The sequence below is a fragment of the Bradyrhizobium aeschynomenes genome, assembly GCF_013178945.1.
Lineage (GTDB): Bacteria > Pseudomonadota > Alphaproteobacteria > Rhizobiales > Xanthobacteraceae > Bradyrhizobium > Bradyrhizobium aeschynomenes.
In genome coordinates this window covers 26,381-45,955 of the sequence record NZ_JABFDM010000021.1, presented here as the reverse complement: position 1 = coordinate 45,955, position 19,575 = coordinate 26,381, and the positions used below count along the sequence as shown (strand labels likewise).

Sequence of the window (19,575 nt, the reverse complement as noted above, 5' to 3'; positions counted from 1 at the left end):
GGCGACCTTGTCGTTCTCGTGCACCTCGCCGTCGGCATTGGCCTTGGCCCTCGCCGCCTTCTTCGGCGTTTCGGCCTTTGCTTCCGCCTTCGCCGGCTCAGGCTTGGGCGCAACGGCCTGCGGGGCGGACGCCTTCGGCGCGGGCGCGGTCTCATGCGCCGGCGGGGTCTCGATCGCGGTCTCGCGGAAGGCGCGCTCCAGCTCGTCGAGCGAGACCTCGCCCGGACGCAGCGGACGTTCCAGCGTCTGGTCGATCAGCGTGCCCTGCGTCAGCGCAGGCGCCGGCGCTGATGCAGCAGCGACCGGCGGTGCCGGAGCGGCGGGCACGAGCGGCGGCGCGGCCTCGCCGGCGGCCATCGCGGCCATGCCGCGCTCGACCATCGCCTCGAGCTCGCTGATGAGGTCGCGGTCCTCACCCTCGGGCTCGGACTCGTTGGCTTCGAGCTGCGCCAGCAGGTCCTTGATCCGGTCGATCGTGGTCAGGATCAGCGTGACGGCCTCGCCGGTCACCGGCATGCCATCGCGGAATTTGCCCATCAGGGTTTCGGCAGCGTGCGCCAGCGCTTCGAGCCGCGGCAGGCCGAGGAAGCCGCAGGTCCCCTTGATCGTGTGCACCAGCCGGAAAATGTTATCCAGGATCTTGGCGTTGTTCGGCTCCTGCTCGAACCGCACCAACTGATTGTCGACGGTATCCAGGCTCTCGCTGGTCTCCGTCAGGAACTCACGCAACAGGTCATCCATTGAAACTGGCCTTCGCACGCAACGGAACGCGACATGACGCGCCCTTCAAACCGTGGCCAGTTTCGGTCCAAAGCGTTTAATATTAGTTGAGTAAGCGCAAATGAACGGACTCAACAAAGAGATAAGATGTCTCCGGACAATTTCGGACAGATCCGCAAGACTTGATTAACCCTGGTAAACGAATTCGTGCGTCCATTGGCGACACGAGGTCGCAGCAGCGACGCGTGCGCATCGCGCAAATGCGATCAGGCCGCCTGCACCACCATCGCAGCGCCATCGGCAGCGAGCGTCACCTTGAGGCCGCACGCGTCGGCCAGCAGGCGAGTGTAATAAGGCTGCACCGCATGCGCGTCGATGGTCGACTGCAGCTCGCCGCCGAGCAGGTTGACGATGTTCTGCGGCAGCCGCGCATTGAGGCCGGTCGCGGCGACGCGGAAGCTCATGGTCTCACCGTCGCCGATCGGATCGACGGTCAGCATGCCGCCACGCGGGATCGTCTGCTGCGCCACCACCATCATGTTGAGCAGCAGCTTGACCCGGTTCTTCGGCAGCAGCAGCCGCGGCAGATTCCAGGTGATCGAGGTCTTGGCGTCCTCGATGTGGCCGCGCGCCATGGTCTGCGCATCGCCGAGATCGATCTGCGCGCCGGCCGAGCCGGCGGCGCCGAACGCGAGGCGGCAGAACTGCAGCCGGGCCGAAGCCGTCTTGGCGCTCTTGCGGATCAGCTCCAGCGCGAAATCGCGGTCTTCCGGCTTGGGATTGTCGTCGAGCACCTCGAGGCCATTGACGATGGCGCCGACCGGACTAATCAGGTCGTGACAGACCTTCGAGCAGAGCAGAGCAGCAAGTTCGAGCGTATCGGGAGCGGGAATCGGATTGGCGATCTCGGAGGAGGACGTGCCGGACATTCGATGTTCCTGAAATCCGCGAAACTGGACGAATCATGCTTGCGTTAACGCTTGATACACTGCGAAAGCATGGACCGCCACCGAGCTGAGGGCAGGACACGGGAAAGTACGTGGCGGTTTTCCCAAGCAAAGGGCTGCTCAATGAAGGGGCGAACGGCCCTGCCCGGCTGCGCCGGTACGGCGCCCCAGACGAGGATGCGATGATGCAAGCTGTGTACGGAATGGCCGACGGGAGCCCCTCGCGATGACGAGCGGGCCGATTGCAGGAACCATCGGTGTCGAGGCGGCCGCAGCGCTGATGGCGCCCTTGACCGAGCTCGTCGTCGAGGCCGCGCACGCGATCCTGGCGGTGAACCGCCGCGCGATGGCCGTCTCCGACAAATCCGACGGCTCGCCGGTCACCGAGGCGGATCTTGCCGCCGACCGCGTCATTGCCGACGGGCTGGCGCGGCTGGCGCCGGAAATCCCGGCGCTGTCCGAGGAGCGGGTCGCATCCTGCTCCGCGCCGTTCAAGGGCAGCTTCTTCCTGATCGACCCGCTCGACGGCACCAAGGAGTTCGTCGCCGGCCGCGGCGAGTTCACGGTCAACCTGGCGCTGGTCAGCGACGCGAGACCCCTGCTCGGCATCGTCTGCGCGCCCGCAATCGGCCTGATCTGGCGCGGCCTGGTCGGCCGCGGCGCCGACCGGCTGTCGTTCACGGAGGCCGGCTTGAGCGAGGCTGTGCCGATCCGCACCCGTCCGATGCCGGATCCGGGCGCGCCCTGGGTCGCCGCAGTCAGCCGGTCGCATGGCGACGCCCGCAGCGAGGCCTTCATTTCGTCGCGGCCTGGTGCGGAGCGACTGGCGCTCGGCTCGGCGGTGAAGTTCGGCCGCCTGGCCGAGGGCCTCGCCGACATCTATCCGCGGCTCGGCCCGACCTCCGAATGGGACGTGGCGGCGGGCCACGCCGTGGTGGTGGCAGCCGGCGGAACGGTGACCAGCGAAGCCGGCGTCCCGCTGCGCTACGGCGAGCGGGGCGACAGCTTCATCGTGCCGTCCTTCATCGCCTGGGGCGACCCTGCTGCTGTGAGACCGGTCTGAGACCGGCCGCGTCTCATTGCGGCAGATCTTCCTGCAGCGCCGACCAGCGGGCCTCGGCCTTCGCCAGGTAACGGGCCGGATCCGCCTTGAAGGCATCCCGGCTCTCCTCCCGGCTGAACAGGAACAGCCGGTCCTCGACCACGGCGAAGAAGCGCGGGTTGCCGGCCACTGTGATACCGCGCGCAACGTCGGTCGGGTCATAGCCGCCGAATTGCGGGCCATAGACCTCCGGGTGGGCCAGGAAGGAGGCGCGATTGCCCTCGTTGCGGAACCGCCAGACCACCCCGCCCTGCGACGCCTCGTAATCGGGAAGGCCCAGCAGTGCCTTGCCGTCGACGAAATACGACACGGGGTCGAAGCCGTCGATCGCCAGCCCGCTGAAGCGGTCGGAGATGATTCGCTGGGTGGTGGCCGCGCGCAAGGCGACCGGCGGCATCAGCGGCGCGGCGAGCGCGATGGCGGCAATTACGCGGCAAAACAGCGGCTTTGACCAGCTCCAGTTCCGTTGTTGCCGTTGTGCGGTCATAGTTGGTGCCGATAACATGGGAGTCGCAGGGGCTATCGCCCCTCGTCCGACCATCGCCGGATGTGGTTGGCGTCTGGTTAAAGGCGCGGGTCGGGCTGCCGATAGCAGGGGATTTCCATCGATGAGTTTCGCAATCCGCCTCGCCGCCACGACGCTTGCGGCCGTGCTGGCCCTGACCGCGTCGGTCGCCGCGCAGCAGGCGCCCCCGCCTTCGCCGCCTCCCCAGGCGGCGCCGCCCTATCAAGGGGCGCCGCCCTATCAAGGGGCGCCGCCCTATCAGGCAGCACCGCCCTATCAGCAGCCCGCGCCGCCGCCGCAGCGGGCCCCGGCTCCGGATAGCTTCAATCCGGACGAACTGGTCAATGCCGGCCACCGCTTCTTCGGCAACGTCTCGCGCGGGCTCGCCTCGGTGATCGAGCGCGCGGTCAGCCAATGGGGCCTGCCGAACGGCTACATCCTCGGCGAGGAAGGCGCCGGAGCGTTCGTCGCAGGGCTGCGTTACGGCGAGGGCACGCTCTACACCAAGAATGCCGGCGATCTCCGCGTCTACTGGCAGGGTCCCTCGCTCGGCTTCGACTGGGGCGGCGACGGCGCCCGCACCATGACGCTGGTCTATAATCTGCCGGCCACCAGCGCGATCTATCAGCGCTTCGTCGGCATCGACGGCTCGGCCTACATCGTCGGCGGCTTCGGCATGACGGCTTTGACCGCCAACAACATCGTGCTGGTGCCGATCAGGTCCGGTATCGGCCTGCGGCTCGGCGCCAATGTCGGGTACCTCAAATTCACGCCGAGCGCGACCTGGAACCCGTTCTGATCGCGTGAGCTGATTCCGCCAGCTGATACCACTAAGACACGCTCTCCCGTGACGGATCAAGGTTAACACGGCATTGGGCTGGCGTTGAATCAGCCTGCCGTGCATTGTCATTCCGTTAATCATTCCGGACCGGGAGTTGTGCGTCATGGTCGAGCCGATCATGTATTTTGCGATCGGTTTTCTGATCGCCATGCTCTGTGCCCTCATGATCGTGCCGCTGGTGCACAATCGTGCGGTGCGGCTGACGACGCGCCGGCTCGAGGCGGCCACGCCGCTGTCGATGGCCGAAATCCAGGCCGACAAGGACCAGCTGCGCGCGGAGTTCGCGATGTCGGCGCGGCGGCTGGAGATGAGCGTCGACGCGCTCAAGAACAAGGCCACCGGCCAACTCGCCGATCTCGGCAAGAAGACCGACGCCATCAACCGCATGAAGATCGAGCTCGGCGAGAAGAACGCCGCGATCTTCGCCCTCGAAGCGCGCGAGAAGGCGCTGAAGGACCAGCTGCGCGCCACCGAGGAAGAGTTCGCCGCCAAGACCGAGGCGCTGCGCGCCGCCGAGCAGGCGCTGAAGGAGAAGCAGGCCGAGCTTGTCCGCCTGACCACCGAGCTCAATGACAAGTCGCTGCTGGCCGACAGCCGGCAGGTCGAGCTGGTGTCGGTCAAGACCCAGGTCGAGGAGCTGCGCAGCCGCGTCTCCGACGCCGAGAAGGAATTCTCCGCAACCCAGGCCCGGCTGGCGTTGGAGCGAGACGAATCGGATACCGCGACCAAGGCGCTCAACGATGCCCGCGCGCGGGTCGAAAATCTCAGCCAGCGCGTCACCGAGCTCGACCGCCAGCTGATCGTCCAGGTCAAGGAAGCCGAGATGCTGGCCACGCGCGTGGCCGACCTCGAGGGCCGGCTGTCGACCCAGGGCAAGCTGCTGGCCGAGCGCGATTTCGAGAACAACCAGCTGCGCGAGGCCAATGCCGCCGCCGACCGTGCCTTGAAGGAGCTGCGCGAGGAGCTCGCCGGCATGGGCAGCGGCAAATCGGCCGCCTTCGAGCGGATCAAGTCGGAAAAGGCCGCGCTCGAAGAGCAACTGCAGGCCGCCCGCGACGAGCGCACCAAGCTGCAGCGCGAGATGAACGCGATCCAGCAGCAGGCCGAGAGCACCTGGGCCCAGGAGCGCATGGAGAACGCGCTGCTCCGCGAGCGCATCAACGACATCGCCGCCGAGGTCGCCAAGCTCGCGATGCAGATCGAGGGCCCGAACTCGACCATCGAGGCCATGCTGGCCGCCGAGCCGGCCGCCAAGCCTGCCAACGCCAATGGTGTTGCCACGGCTCCGGCCGGCGCAGGCGGTCCGCAAGGTGGCACCCTGGCCGACCGCATCCGGGCGCTACAGTCTCATGCATCGCGAGCACGGCAGCTCGGGGCCTGAGGCCGCCGGACCGGATCGGCGCCGAGGCCGGCTCTGCCCCTCGCTTCGGCAGGGAGGCCGGCCCGCGAGAGGGCCGGATTCGGCCCCCATCGAGGACGGGCCGCCGCACCCCGGCAGTTTTCCTCGCCAACCGCGCCGCAAATCCTTGACACCCCCTGCCCGCGCTTCGTAAATCGCGGGCTCCGACGGACTGCTTCGGCAGCTGCCAGCATGGCCTCTCAGCCGGCCGGCAGCCACCGGGATCCGGGCGCATAGCTCAGCGGGAGAGCGTTCCCTTCACACGGGAGAGGTCCAAGGTTCGATCCCTTGTGCGCCCACCATTAAATCAAAAAATTCAACAACTTAAACGACTGCTTCCCTATCGAAGTGCCCCCAGTTTGCCGGGGCACAATCTGGGCACACAATAATTTCAGCGATTGGCGGCTTCTCCCGCCACTGTCCGAAGCGCTGCTCGAAGATCACCGTACATGCACGTCGCTGCGTTTCCGGTCCCCTCGCGAAGCTGCTTTAGGACGACACGCTCCCCTCATGCACTCGTCGCGCCGAGTGCGAACCGGCACCTCGATTCTTTAGCCCTGCGCGGACACCATGGCATCCGCAACCAAGCCGAATACGCGACGACTTTTCGGACTTTCGGCGCTCCATCGACCGCACCGAAAACTATCGGGTGTCGCCGGATCCGAAATGGGCGTTGAGTTCATTGCATGGCGCCGACTGATCGCCAATAGCGAACTCGACACCCCGACCGGCCCAGGCGCTGTCCAAACCGGTGGCGGTTTTCCTCCGCGCCGTTGATGCAGGTCAACTAGATCGGGCTTCGGAACACCTTTCAGAAGGACTTGGGGTCTCGCCTCCCAGGCCTGAGCTACGTTGCGAGCAGTCGCCAGGCGACAGGCCACCAAGGCACGGCTTTGTCGAAGAGACCGACGTCGCCTCGGACCGCCGGAGCCTGGGCAAGCGGCGCATGGCAGGCCGCACGTGATCGCTAGCTAGTGTCCCGAGTCACAAGTTCGCAATCATAGATTCCCAGTAGCTTCGCGTCGCTGTGCCAAGAATTGAGGCAAACAGCGACGGAGGCTACAATGGCGGTCCAGCACCTTTCCCCCCTGATATTGAGCGATGACGAGCGCGCCGAACTGACGTCGCTGACGAAGCGGCGGAAGACGGCGCAGGCGCTGGCTTTGAGAGCCCGGATCGTGCAGACCTGCGCGGAAGGCGGTCAGAACAAGGACGTGGCAGCGAAGCTAGGCCTGGAGCGGGGCACAGTAGGCAAGTGGCGACGGCGTTTTGTAGAGCAGCGGTGGCCGGGCTGCATGATGAACCGCGCTCCGGCGCGCCTCGCACGATTGACGACGCCCGCATCGAAGCCGTGATCGTGAGAACGTTGGAGAGTTGCCCCGAGAACGCCCCTCACTGGAGCTCCCGGGACATGGCGAAGGCGAGCGGCCTATCCGTATCGACGGTACAACGCATCTGGCCGGCCTTCGGCCTCCAGCCGCACCGGATGGAGACGTTCAAGCTCTCGACCGACCCGAACTTAGTAGCCAAGGTGCGCGATGTCGTAGGCCTCTACGTCTCACCGCCGGAGCACGCCATCGTTCTGTGTGTGGACGAGAAGTCCCAAATCCAGGCGCTAGACCGCAGCCAGCCGATGCTGCCGATGCGTCCCGGCCAAGCAGCCCGAAGAACCCATGACTACAAAAGGCATGGCACCACATCTCTGTTCGCTGCCCTCGATATTGCGACCGGATGGGTGATTGGCAAATGCTACGGGCGCCATCGCGCAGCCGAGTTCCGCAAGTTCGTCGACGAGATCGAAGCGAGAGTGCCGTCTGAGCACGACGTTCACTTGGTTATGGATAACTACGCCACGCACAAGACGCCATTGATCCAAAGATGGCTCGTAAAACGGCCGCGCTGGCACGTCCACCTGACCCCGACCAGTTTGTCGTGGCTCAACCAAGTGGAGAGCTTCTTCTCGCTCCTCACCGATAAGAAGATCAGGCGCGGCGTCTATCGCAGCATAGCCGCCCTCAGGGCAGACATCGCCCCATTCATCGAACGACAAAACGCCGATCCGAAACCGTTCCGATGGACCAAATCCGCCGACGACATCCTTGCTTCCATCGAGCGCTTCTGTCGTTACAATGCCCCGGAAAAACAAGACCCGATGTTGCGAACTTCTGGTTCAGGACACTAGATCTGCTCAAACCCGTCCCGAACCCGTCTCGAATGCTGTCAGCCGCTGCAGCGGGAATCGAAGTCCCGGAGATAGATTTCGGGCCGGAGGAAGGCGATCTCGTCATCGAGAGCGGTCTCGCCGACGTCGACGTACCGGGACTTCGGCCGCCCGTCCCCGCCGTCCGACCAGACGTAGCCGCGCTTCTTCAGTGCGTCCTTAAGTTCCAACGGAGACTTCTCCGCCCAGACCCTCGTCTGGCCTTGCGCGCGGTCTGCAGCAGAGCGGCGAGCACCGGCGAGACAGTCCTCGGCAGGACCAAGTCCAGGACTCCCAGCAGGGCGTGGCAGTCATCGACGGCTGGTGGGCCTGGTGGAAGAACCCGACGCCGTACAGCAACTCCGCGCCGGCGAAGCCATGGGCGCGCCAGTCGACCTCGGTCGCGCTACAGCCCCCATGGCAACCGCTCGAAGACCGGCCAATAGCACTACACGAAGCACCCCGCCCGGCAAGAGAGCAGGCATGCAGCTACATAAGGAGGTCAGTTCAGGCTTTGCAGCAACGTCCGCTTGGCAATGCTCTCCGCGAGTTGCTCAATAAAAGCGCCGCCGTTGACGCGGCACACGTTGGACTGGCTCAGCACCAGCTTGTTGAAGGGAATGTCGCGCGACGGAGCCTCTCTCTCGAGCCTTCACCCATCGCAGAGCACCTCTCGCCCTCTGCCTCTCCTCAAATGCTCAGGCGGCCTTGCGATCCTTTTCACCGCCACCTGGCGGCGCCGACTGCGTCGGGCGCAAAGCCGAGAAGATAACCGGCCACCCTGCCCGCTGGGCTCGCCGCCTGAACGATGGCGCGATTGTCGTCCCGCAGACGTCGAGCCAGGCGCCGATGTAGTCTGCGTCGCGCACGATCGGCACAATTCCGACGACCACGCAGCTGGAGGCTGACGCGATCTCCACTATCAGCTCCTCAAAGGCGTATCTGAGGTAGCCGACCGGTACAGGCTAGACGATTCCCACTGGCATGTGTAGCGCGACGATCAGGATGAGAACTGGGCGTCAATCTGGATGAGAAGATCGGGGCCGGGTCCCGTGATCATTGTCGCCGGCTCCGGGCTTGGCAAGGGCTGATTGACGCTGGGCGACAATCAGCGGTGTCGCAGCGTCAATCAGCCGAGCTTTCGACCTCCTCTGGCGTTGCGTGAACCGGCGGTCTGCCGGCGCCGCGCTTGCGGCCGAGGGCGGCCTTGCGGCGGTAGCTCTCGACGTTCATCTCGATGATCGTGGCGTGATGGACGAGACGGTCGACGGCGGCGAGCGTCATGGCCTGATCTGGGAAGATGCGCCCCCACTCGCCGAACGGCTGATTGGCCGTGATGAGCAGGGAGCGACGCTCGTAGCGGGTGGCGATCAGTTCGAACAGCACGCTGGTCTCGGCCTGATCCTTCGACACGTAGGTGATGTCGTCGAGGATCAGGAGATCGTAGCGGTCGAGCTTGGCGATGGCGGCTTCCAGCGCCAGTTCGCGCCGCGCCGTCTGCAGCCGCTGCACGAGATCGGTCGTGCGCGTGAACAGCACGCGCCAGCCGTTCTCGACGAGGGCCAGACCGATCGCCGCGCTGAGATGGCTCTTGCCGCCGCCGGGCGGGCCGAACAGCAGCAGGTTGGCGCCGGTCTCGAGCCAGACATCGCCGGAGGCGAGCGCCATCACCTGCGCCTTGGACAGCATCGGCACGCTGTCGAAGTCGAAGCTTGCGAGCGTCTTGCCGGCAGGCAGGCGCGCTTCGACCATGTGTCGTTCGATCCGGCGGCGACCGCGATCGGCGACCTCGAGTTCGGCGAGCGCTGCGAGGAAGCGCGCCGCCGGCCAGCCCTCCTTGTCCGATTGCGCGGCGAGCTTCGGCCAGATCGCCTTGACGCTCGGTAGGCGCAACTCGGTGAGTAGCAGTTCGACGCGCGCGGCATCGATGGATGACGTCGTGCTGGTCATGCTGCATCTCCCGTGTTCGGGGGCATCGGCGCGAAGCCCAGGCAAGCCAGCTCGTCATAGACGGCGAGCGAAGCAAGCTCGACGGCGACGTCGGGAACTGATGCCTGTTCGGGGCGGAAGCGGAGGCGGAGCGCGGCGAGATCCGGCAGCCGTCCCGCATCGAGATCGGCGGCGATGGCCTCGGCGAGCTCGGCCTCGCAGGCCCGCTCGTGAGCGAGAGCAAGGAGCTCGACCGTCACCTTGCAGGCATGACGCTCGTCATACCTATCCTGCAGCGTTTCGAATGCGCGTCGATAGGCCGAGCGCGGGAACAGCTGATCGCGATAGACGAGATTAGCGAGCGCCATCGGCTTGCGCCGAAGGGCGTGGATGACGTGACGATAATCGACGACATGGCCACCCTGGCTCTCTGACACGGGGCGGCCACGGCGCTGTATCGCAACCATGGTAGTGCCGAGGACGCATTCGAGGCGATCGTCGAAGATGCGCACGCGCAGACGATGGCCGATCAGCTTCGACGGCACCGTGTAGAACACGCGGCGCAGGATGAAGCCGCCCGACGAGGTCACGCGGATCACCTTCTCCTCGAAGTCGTTCGTGCGCTTCTTCGGCAGCGGCGCCAGCATCTCCTTCTCGATCGTGATCCGCTTCACGCAATGGGCATTGCGGCGGCCGACGACCATGTCGACGAAGGCACGATAGGCATCGAGGTCGGCGAAGTCGCGCGTTCCCCGCAGCAGCAATGCGTCTTCCAGCGCCTGCTTGAGATGGCCATGCGCGCTCTCGATCGAACCGTTCTCATGCGCGATGCCGGCATTGTTGCGGGTCGCCGTCATGCCGTAATGCTTCATCAACGCGTCGTAGCGTTGCGTCAGGTCCTCGCGTGCATCCCTGGCAAGGTTGCGGAACGCCGCCGACAGGCTGTCGCTGCGATGCTCCCTCGGCACCCCTCCGAGCGCCCACAGTGCGTTCTGCAGGCCCTCGGCCAATGCGACGAAGCTCTCGCCGCCGAGCACAACATGGCATGCGCGAAGCCGGAGAACGCCAGCCGGAAGTGATAGAGCCGGTGGTCGAGCGCCACGCCTGCGATGGTGATGCCGAGCGCGCTGGCATCAGTGAAGTCCGACAGGCCGAGCCTCCCGGGCTCATGCTCCTGGCGGAAGATGACGTCGCGCTCGGGGCCATGGAGTGCGCGCCAGGCCGTGATACGCCGCTCCAGCGTGCGGCGGATGTTGGGATTGAGATCGGGATGGCGCCGGCGCAGTTCCTCCAGCACGCCCACCGCCCGGACCCCCGGCGCGGCCTTCAGGATCGGCTCGATCTCCGCGTCCCAATAGGGTGCCAGCGGATCGGGCCGTCGCCGGCCTCGCGGCTCCTGCTTCTGCGACGGTAGCCGTGGATCAGCCTCGATCCGATACGCGCTTGCCGTCGAAAACCCGGCTTTGGCCGCTGCGGCCTCGGCCGATAACGTCAGTCGATAACTCATGTATAGCCTCATCTGGTGGTCGGTGATGTGGAGGCCAGGCAAGCCGTCGATCCCCTCTTGTCGAGACGAATCAACAGCTTGCGCTAACCCCATCCGGCCGCCAGACGGCCTGAAAGGGACGCGCCGCCGGCGGGAGCGGTCCTCCGGTCGGGCTACGCCCTCCCTTCGTCCCGCTCCCGCCGGCGCTCTCTCATCCTGATTGTCGCTGGGTTCTCACCTTGATTGTCGCCGCGCAGGCATGGGCGAACTCATGCAGCGCAGTGTCACGCCTTCCAAACCCAGGTTTGAGGGCCCGCTCGGTCGACACATCATCCTTCATTCGACCATCATTCGCTAAGGTTCCATGGTGGCCACCGACATCTAATACTCCATCCCATCGCACTCCAACGAGCCTATTGAGCTCTTTTGCCAAATTAAGGCTCAAGCCGCCGGTGGACGCACTTGCGCCATTCGCCGGCAAGCCGACGCTTAGTCTGCACCGATTTCGTGTACCCACCTTGATGGCCGCTTTGCCCGACTTAGCCACTGTGCGGGGGATGAACATTCAATAACCACTCAAAGAACCTTCGAAGTTTAGCGCCTAGGCCTCCGCCAAATATAGTAGCAGCCTCATCGGGGCTCAGCTCAATCACGTCATAGTCAGACATATCGTTCTTCATATCTGATCTCCTTTGCACTGGCGATGCACTTCCGCAGACCGCTCTGTCTTCGCAAGAATTGAGCCAACGACATCGCTCGAGGTACAATCTTCTCTTCTGATTGCTGACCATCAGATCCGGCACGAGAATACGCGAATGATTAAGAAAACGAGCTAATTGGCTTTTGTCTCGAAGCCGTCAATTGCAACACTTTAGCAAATTTACAAATGTGGACACTGCGCTGATTAGAGTTCAAATGACAATTTTCAGCCTCAGCAAATCTTTACAAAGCGACGACACGCGGATTGACGGCCTAGGTGTGACGGAAGCGGGCTACTGATGCCAAAGAAATCGAACCATAAGAGATTTGGATCGTGCACAATTAGTTCAGCGGCACCCGTCCGGGCCGCAGAACTAAACCGCCATTGCGTCGTATACGACTCCGACTTCGACCGTAGCGGCAACAAGAGCTACCAACCATCCATGCGCCATGGAATGCGCAATTCGCTATGAAGAAGCTTCTTCGATCAATCGAGCGGACCGCGCATACGGTCGACTTCCTCCTTGCCATCATCGCGATCGTCTGAATCGGCGTTATGAAGAACGGCACTAAGACGCCGTAACTAGGCGTCATACGATTCCAATTGCCGCAAGCCGACAGTCGAATTCTTGATACGTGGCCATCACGACTTCATCGATGCCAAGCTTGAATATTGGGTCGATCACTGACGGAGAGTCGTAGGTAAGTGCGATTGGTCCCGTGAAGGCCATTTCAGCACCGAAACTGTCCTGCTTGAGCGTCCTCTGGGTACGCCACTTTACGAGCTGCGTCACACTTCCAGCTTCAGCCTCAGAAACTGGCGGCAAATGACGCACAGAGTAGAATACCGTCTCACTCGGGCTGATCGAGACATCCGATCGATCGAAGCGCAGGTTTGGCTGAGCCGTGACAGTAAGAAGCCTCTTTCCCAACGGTCGCTCAAGAACGCCCTGAATAAGATCGCCCTCGCGGACTAGAGAGATGTGCCCAAGCTTCTTTGGCGCACCGAGCGCTTCGCGACCCGACGCTAGGGCGGCATCATTTGTAGTCACATAGATGTAGGGAATGTAGTAGCCAACCGTACCACTCCTATCGCACGCCTGAATACCTGAGTATTGCTCAAGGTAGGGACCCACATTGCTCGAACCGTAGCTCGCAACCCCAATTAATCCAATGGGAGGTCCTTTCGGCATAGAGAGCTGCGGCGGCAAGAGTCCTGCGACCTCATTTGACACCACGACCCTCACCTCAAGTGCTTTGCAGTCGTTGAAGTAGGTTCCGTGCTTCCGGTCGGCGCCGTATAGCGGGGCATCAAAGGGAGTTCCGCCTATTGACTTCATCGTATCATGCTCCACGTCGTGTATCTCAATAGGCGTCAGCGCCCGCACCTTCCGCAACATGTCAACGAGCCCTGATCTGACCGGCGCTCTCAAGACGACACACGAGCGAGCAGAGCGTCATTCCGACGGCAGCAATTTCTGCACGACTCACGCCAACAAGCAGAGCGCATCGAACGGAAATACGGACTCTGCCAAGAACCCGCATGTCTCTCCTTCTCCCCCGCGGCATCGAGTAAGCTGCCTCAATATCGCACAGCTTCTGCGACACGCACAACGCGGGGCACAGACAAGCGCCATAGCGGACAGAACGCCGAGCCGCTGTTTCTATCGTTGATGGCGACTCGTTTTGCAAACAGAACAGGCACTTCACTGCACGAGATACCGGCGCATCTTGACTAACAAGGACCTCCTCGCGTCGTAACGATCGCCTGTGTCCTCGTTGTGACTGCTCGGTAGACATCGCCTGCCATTCATCCGAGTCCACAGCAAGGCTTGTACCAGCTTCAAGCAACTCGTCTCATTTTATCGTGCGATTGCCGTCGTAGATTGCAGGAATGCATCGCCGTCCCGGCAGTGACGAACGACTCTGCAAGATCATGAGGCGATGTGGCTTTCGCAATTCGGCGGTCCGGCATTTTTGTTGCGTCGTCCGAGCCAATGCTGCAGGACACATCAAATTACATTCCTGCCGGTTGACCATTTCGGACAGACGCGACAACAAACCACCTGATTGTCTTGATTTGTCTGCTCGTTCTACGCAGCCATCGGCATGCATTTCCGCAGCGCGCGATGGCCACCTCCGCGCCGCACAGTGGTCTGCAATATGCACAGGGATCGAAAATACCAAACGACCTCTGTGTTGCGGCTATCGCACTACTTAGGTGTGAGCACCGGAAGTATCGGCCAATGTCTAAGATGTCCGTACTAATATACATTTCGCTTATTGTTGGCATTCCGTTCTGCTCGGGTGCCCCTTACCAGGCGCAGTTCGATCACGAATTGCACCGGCTCGCAGAGATTTTGGGGGGCCTTCACCATCTACGGGGCATTTGTGCAACGAACAAAAACAGGAACTGGCGGGACATGATGCAAGAGTTGGTTGACGCAGAAGCACCCTCTGGTCCACGCCGCGCGGACCTCATCGCAAGCTTCAATCGTGGTTACGGCGCTTTCCAGCTTATCTATCGGAAGTGCACACCGTCTGCCCAAATCGCAATTCGGCGTCATCTTCTGGAAGGTCTCCGACTCTCCAGCAATCTAATTGAATTCTATTCGGACTGACATTTCATACCGACGCCACATTGGCGACCCCCGCAAGCGCCCCTTTAACGTTTGGCCCCGTCGCTTTCAGTCGCCACACTTCACGTCTTAAGTTTTGTCAGGTGCACCTTTCAGACTTAGGGCCGCCCCGATTGCATTGCCCGATGATCGTGCCCATGCGAACGTAAGCTGGCTTCCGCCTGCGTTGACAACGTGAGCCGCCTCCGCGTCCTACCTTCGGAAACGCAACAGTGATCGTCTTGTCAATCAGCTTTCTTCCGCCGTGGCTCCCGGCGGCCGGCTCTGGTGCAATATCCGCGACGGAGGTAATGGTGTTCCACATCGCAGGATGTCAATGCGGTCGAACTCGGACACACTCAAGACGGTCGCGCGAAGCAAACCACGCCCCCCCCCGGTACGGCAGGACAAACGGTGCCACCACGGCCGAGTTCGAGATGACGAACTATAACCCAGTATACTTATTCAACGCCCTGCCAGAGCGCTCCTTTGGCTCTTTTTTACCATAGCGCAGCACCTAGCCTTGCGGCCTTCGGCCGCAATCTCGCTCATAATAGGCTGCAGCTCTCAGACCCACTCCGCCGCTCGCCCGTTGCCTCACCTGCACCGATCTGCATACAACCCGATCCGACTCCGATCGCTGTTGAATGAGAGACTTTCGTGGGCATGTCAAATACGAAAACCGGAGAACCGAGCGCCGCAATCTGACTACGTCGTCGCTCGCAACTACAATAGCTCCCTCCGACTCATCGACATGATCAGTCCCTCGCGTAGTTCTACCCGCACGCCCACTCGGCACATCGCCGAGAGGCAACACCCTTGATTACATGTGAACTCATCCGCGGTAATCAGTTCACCGACAGCCAGAGCCGCCGTTCGCCGGACACAATTCTCCAACTCGACTATGTTGCCCCGAAGGTTGCATTTCGTGATTACCTCAAACGCACTTGGATGAAACACGCGATTTACGCCGTTCTCATGATTCCACTCCGCGAGCAATTCGCAAGCCAGCAACAGAACGTCATTCGGCCGTTCTCTCAATGGCCTGAGGATCATCGGCAATACATTGATCCTGTAATAAAGATCCGCCCGAAATCGACCGTCCGCAACCGCCTTTTCGAGATCTATACTCGTTGACGCTAAGAGCCGCCAATCCGCTCGAATCATGCGAAGGCCGCCTATGCGGACAAACTCTTTCTCCTTAAGCACCCGCAATAGCTTCGCCTGCGTAGCGACGGAGATTTCGCCAATCTCGTGCAAGTATAGCGTGCCACCCACCGCTCTTTCGATCGCCCCCTCTCGCGCTTGTCCTTCCGGTGGCCGCAACCGTGGTTCATACCCGAAAAGCTGCGACTCAATCACTTCATCAGGCATGCCGGCACAATCGACCCTGACGATAGCTTGTTGGGACCGCCGCGATCGTTGATGGATCAATTCGGCCAAGCAGCCCTTTCCGGTTCCCCACTCACCACGGATCAGCACTGGCGCGTTTGAGCGGGCCACAAATTCGGCCCTCCTTACAATCTCGCTGGAGAGTACACGAGTGTTCGTGGATCGGCGGCTCCGCCCGGTCACAACGTCTCGCCTCCTATGCTCAGACGCTGACGCCTTACCTCCTCCGCCTGCCTCTTCAATATGGTCGGTACACTGCAACGGCGCCACGAGCGCCTCAGCAATCCGGCCCGCGATCCGGCGAAGCAGCCGAAAGACAGCTTCTACAAGAGCCGCATAGCCAGCAATTCTCGTCACTTGAACAGACAACATTCCAGCCAGTGATACACCATCGCCTATCGGCGCACCAACAACGTATGCCACACTCCTCTTTGAGGTCCTACTTCGCGTCGGCTCGGCATTACGATCACCAGTCTGCGCCGCGATGGACGTCGCTAGCTGCGTCTGCTTAGGCCAGCTACGCGGACGCTCTCTCCCTCCAATACGAGCCACTTCCGCTCGACGAGCCAAAGCCTCGGCGAGATGCCCTTGATCACCCTCATTGATCAGGTGTATCGAAGCTGTTACGAATCCTGCTCCCAGTGCTGCACGCAACCCGCTTGTAACCTCATCGAGCCCGCCAATAAGATCGCGCTCGACTTCGATCTTTCTCTCCGCTCTAGTGCATACCGCTAATAGCGTAGGCTCCTCGACCTCACACGATCCACTACGAACGTGTTCTACCTTTCGCTCTCTCGCTGCGCCCCTACCCTGATAACGACTACGACCACACCCAAGCGCATTATCGAGCGTGACCTGCATACCTCTCTTATTGCTACGTTGCACCTGCGCCTCCGTCGCTTTCCCCGTAGACTCGGAATACGCTCAACAAAGACACACCCTCGCGTCCAGCCGACCAGCGCGAGCTCCCGTCCGCCAGCAAGGCGCCGGGACGCCGACGCAATGCGCACTCGACCGCGATCATCCGCTTTGATCTCGCCACGATCGCTCCATGCTGACTCGCTCTTGCTCTCCGTCCTAAGCGAGCCATTGGATCGCGGTACTATTGTGAAGGACGGGCTTCCGCATCAAATCAAAAGGGCCTGCGTCTGGGCGGCAGCGCGACCTTGTGCGACTTCTTGTGCGACGTGCAAATTTCAGTTTTATAGGCGCGACGTCCGCCCATCGACCGCAGAATGCGAATAGACCGCATCCAGGCCGCATTGCGTACCGCCTGTTGAATACTCTCCCGAAGTCCTGCCATACACTTCTCCCAGGTTATCTGTCGCTTTCTCCGTAGCCAGCCGCCCACTGGATCATCGCCAACTTCGCAGTGTTCGCCGAACTAACGCACGGTTCAATTTTCCCTTCTTCAACCCGCACTCTGGTCATTCAACACTGCTATTCCTTCCATATCCTGCATTAAACTCGGTACCGCGCCACCCCAGTATACTTTTTGCACGGCACTCATCCTCCAAGGCCATCGCTGCAGCCGCAGCGATCTCTTTCCGGCTCATCTCGAAGTATCTCGCCCGCATACCGTTACGCAATCTCTCATCAACATACCGCATGCCGAATGCGAGAGCGGCTCTCGTCGCCCGTTCGTTACGGTGAGGAACAAATGCGACCAGCCTGTCCCGTTCTACCCTTCTAAATGCCTCGAACACGACAACCCGTGCCGCCTCGAGACCTAACCCGCGCCCAGTGTTGCGTTGGTGAAGAACACAGCGCAGCTCAAGCTGATCCGGCTTTTCGTCGACGCGGACGCCGCATATTCCGACAAATACAGGTGCCCTACCGGCCTTTTCGTAGATGCTGCAATACCCGCACTTCTCTACCTCCCAGAGTCTTTTCGACTCCACTATAAGACTACGAACCTCCCACTTGGTCACTGGCATGTTTGCACAGATCCGCTCCTGAACCGACCGCTCATCGTACAATCCGACCATTTGGGCTTCGTGATCCCAATGGATCGGCGTAAGTATGAGATTTTTCGTCTCGCGCTTCCCCATAAGCCGTCGCTCCGATCGTGAATTCGCAGAAATGGCATCGCAATTCGCGTGCCATTCACGACTCGATGTCTTCGGTCAGTCGATTTGGTGGACTTTTTCTCATCACGATAGTTTAGACTACAGTCGCTGCAGAAAATACGGCCAGACAAATTGGTCCGACACCTTCACGGCTGTCGCTTTTGTCACGATTGTTTTAGCTGACTCCGCGCCTTTGTTACGTCGCCCTCATCCATGGCTTTCAGGGACGAAAGCATCATTTTCCTCCTTCGAAGTCGTCGGCTGAATCGCCGTGCGCAGCGCTGCTCGATTGGCACTCCCCTTCTCCCGAAAGCCCACCTATCTCTGGCTCGCTCGGCTGTGGCGCGATGCTTGCTTCGCTGCTCTGAGCCACGGAGTTATCTCGCGAACAGCCGCCCCGGTTCGTAGGGCGCTCTTCGCCAGTCGCACACCGGCATAGCCCCAGCAGACGCAATCAGAACGAAGGGAAGACCGATCAGTGACAACCTCCTCTTGCAGTCATCACAGTCCCAATCCGTTCCGGATCGCGACAACCGTCCATCCTCCGCCTTGCGATACCTTGCCGACGAGTTTGCGGAACTGGGTCGTGGTATCGCGACCATTTTTGGGGGCTCGTCTCACATAAGCGCCCCCGATCGATCGCGCCCTCGCCGGCAGTTTTCCTCATGCGAGATTGGGCCGTTCGCTACGATGGACGCTTGCGGGCATCCGCTGCGCTCATTGCGCAGGCTCGCGCGCCGCCGGCGTCTGGCGGTCACTTCAGTCGTTAAAGCCCCGGATGGAGCTCACAAAGATGGTCTCTACTAGAACGCGCCCATTCGACGCGCGGTTATATGCCCTCGACCGAAATACAAACCAGTTTCGCCATCGCTGTAAAGCGTTAGAGGTCTATCTCTCACTCTCCGATGACTTCGAAGCGCTGCTACCTTTTCCACTGACGCCCTCCACGATTCCTCCCGTAGGCTTAATTGGATTATCAAACTACCTTTCCAGCAATGTCCGGCCCTACCTTGAGCAATACTCTGGGATCCAGGTCCGCGATCCGGCTGGAGAAATCGGTTATTACATTCCCCACATCTATGTTTCCGCGAACGACAATGCCGTTCTCCCTGGTCACGCGGCCCTTGGCTTGCCTACGACGGTTGCTGGCATCCGCCTATTTCGCGTTGGCGGGCTCGTCCAAGGAACGTTAGAACGACCGCACGGCACTCGGCTGCTCACGATCTCCGCTCGACCATCTACGCATATTAACGTCACTTCGTCCGGCCTGACTCAGACGGTCTATTACTCGGTGTGCCATTCTACTCCTGGCTTCGACCCGGGCCGTCAACACACTCCGCGACTAGTTAAATGGCGCACCTCTCGTTTCCTTCGGAGCGACGAATGCGGGCATACAATGTCGTTCACCGGGCCATTCTCGCTGTCCTATGGATCTTCCGCAGTCAAATACCCTGTATTTCGGATTGGCGTCGATCACATGATCCTCGGCCTCTATCAAGAATACGACTTTCGGCTCGAGGAAATCAGCATGTTCTAACGAGCACGACCTACTCCAGCCACAGCGCGGCAAGTAAGTCGCACACCTTGTCCCGATGTCGCGTGGCCTCCCCTCTGCAATATGACTCAGCGCGCTCTTGCCTAACGATCTCTCTGAGCATTCAGACCTTA

Annotated in this window: 13 protein-coding genes, 1 tRNA gene and 4 pseudogenes; 7 read left to right on the top strand and 11 right to left on the bottom strand. The window is 61.5% G+C overall.

What is annotated here, in order from left to right; translation table 11 throughout:
• Together HL666_RS33330 and chpT are read right to left on the bottom strand one after the other, a co-directional pair.
• A partial coding sequence (locus tag HL666_RS33330; protein WP_172185719.1) for an Hpt domain-containing protein occupies positions 1-741 on the bottom strand: 741 nt, incomplete at its 3' end.
• A 245-nt stretch (positions 742-986) separates the two neighbouring features.
• The gene (gene chpT / locus HL666_RS33325) at positions 987-1,649 is read right to left on the bottom strand and encodes a histidine phosphotransferase ChpT (protein ID WP_172115018.1); all 663 of its coding nucleotides are present in this window, start codon (positions 1,647-1,649) and stop codon (positions 987-989) included.
• A 244-nt stretch (positions 1,650-1,893) separates the two neighbouring features.
• Between chpT and cysQ the strand changes: the two genes are divergently transcribed.
• The gene (gene cysQ / locus HL666_RS33320) at positions 1,894-2,730 is read left to right on the top strand and encodes a 3'(2'),5'-bisphosphate nucleotidase CysQ (RefSeq protein WP_172185717.1); all 837 of its coding nucleotides are present in this window, start codon (positions 1,894-1,896) and stop codon (positions 2,728-2,730) included.
• 13 nt (positions 2,731-2,743) lie between these two features.
• On the opposite strand, the gene HL666_RS33315 is transcribed toward cysQ, so the two are convergent.
• Positions 2,744-3,256, bottom strand: coding sequence for a YHS domain-containing (seleno)protein (locus HL666_RS33315; protein ID WP_246740032.1), 513 nt, complete (start codon positions 3,254-3,256; stop codon positions 2,744-2,746).
• Positions 3,257-3,377: 121 nt separating this feature from the next.
• On the opposite strand from HL666_RS33315, the gene HL666_RS33310 reads away from it, so the two are divergent.
• The 4 genes and pseudogenes from HL666_RS33310 to HL666_RS33295 all read left to right on the top strand — a co-directional run bounded on the left by HL666_RS33310 (position 3,378) and on the right by HL666_RS33295 (position 7,696).
• Complete coding sequence (locus HL666_RS33310) at positions 3,378-4,073, top strand: DUF1134 domain-containing protein (RefSeq protein ID WP_172185715.1); 696 nt, start codon at positions 3,378-3,380, stop codon at positions 4,071-4,073.
• Positions 4,074-4,218: 145 nt separating this feature from the next.
• Positions 4,219-5,496: a coiled-coil domain-containing protein gene (locus HL666_RS33305; protein ID WP_172134032.1), complete on the top strand. Its 1,278-nt coding sequence runs from the start codon at positions 4,219-4,221 to the stop codon at positions 5,494-5,496.
• Between the two features lie 245 nt (positions 5,497-5,741).
• A tRNA-Val gene (locus HL666_RS33300) sits at positions 5,742-5,816 on the top strand.
• Between the two features lie 762 nt (positions 5,817-6,578).
• Positions 6,579-7,696: pseudogene (locus tag HL666_RS33295) on the top strand (IS630 family transposase).
• Positions 7,697-7,734: 38 nt separating this feature from the next.
• Here HL666_RS33295 and HL666_RS34540 read toward each other — a convergent pair.
• The 6 genes and pseudogenes from HL666_RS34540 to HL666_RS33270 form a co-directional block, all read right to left on the bottom strand.
• Entirely contained in the window at positions 7,735-7,905 is a 171-nt protein-coding gene (locus tag HL666_RS34540) for a hypothetical protein (protein WP_210262433.1), read from the bottom strand.
• A gap of 314 nt (positions 7,906-8,219) precedes the next feature.
• Positions 8,220-8,336: pseudogene (locus tag HL666_RS34355) on the bottom strand (ParB/Srx family N-terminal domain-containing protein); the annotation flags it as partial.
• 98 nt (positions 8,337-8,434) lie between these two features.
• Positions 8,435-8,667, bottom strand: a pseudogene (locus tag HL666_RS33285) (zincin-like metallopeptidase domain-containing protein); the annotation flags it as partial.
• Positions 8,668-8,839: 172 nt separating this feature from the next.
• Entirely contained in the window at positions 8,840-9,664 is an 825-nt protein-coding gene (istB, locus tag HL666_RS33280) for an IS21-like element helper ATPase IstB (protein WP_172115008.1), read from the bottom strand.
• Positions 9,661-11,192: pseudogene (gene istA, locus HL666_RS33275) on the bottom strand (IS21 family transposase). The gene istB and the pseudogene istA overlap by 4 nt, the downstream one beginning before the upstream one ends.
• Before the next feature lie 1,226 nt (positions 11,193-12,418).
• Entirely contained in the window at positions 12,419-13,228 is an 810-nt protein-coding gene (locus tag HL666_RS33270; RefSeq protein ID WP_246739371.1) for an acetoacetate decarboxylase family protein, read from the bottom strand.
• A 729-nt stretch (positions 13,229-13,957) separates the two neighbouring features.
• Here HL666_RS33270 and HL666_RS33265 point away from each other — a divergent pair.
• Positions 13,958-14,449, top strand: a complete 492-nt coding sequence (locus HL666_RS33265; protein ID WP_376698648.1) for a TIGR02301 family protein — start codon at positions 13,958-13,960, stop codon at positions 14,447-14,449.
• 723 nt (positions 14,450-15,172) lie between these two features.
• Here the strand turns inward: HL666_RS33265 and HL666_RS33260 are convergent.
• The gene (locus tag HL666_RS33260; RefSeq protein WP_246739373.1) at positions 15,173-16,210 is read right to left on the bottom strand and encodes a sigma-54-dependent transcriptional regulator; all 1,038 of its coding nucleotides are present in this window, start codon (positions 16,208-16,210) and stop codon (positions 15,173-15,175) included.
• 1,055 nt (positions 16,211-17,265) lie between these two features.
• Positions 17,266-17,889, bottom strand: coding sequence for a GNAT family N-acetyltransferase (locus tag HL666_RS33255; RefSeq protein ID WP_172115004.1), 624 nt, complete (start codon positions 17,887-17,889; stop codon positions 17,266-17,268).
• 796 nt (positions 17,890-18,685) lie between these two features.
• Between HL666_RS33255 and HL666_RS34675 the strand changes: the two genes are divergently transcribed.
• Positions 18,686-19,444 (top strand): acetoacetate decarboxylase family protein, encoded by a 759-nt coding sequence (locus HL666_RS34675; protein ID WP_172115002.1) that lies wholly within the window; start codon positions 18,686-18,688, stop codon positions 19,442-19,444.
• The last annotated feature ends 131 nt before the right edge of the window (positions 19,445-19,575 follow it).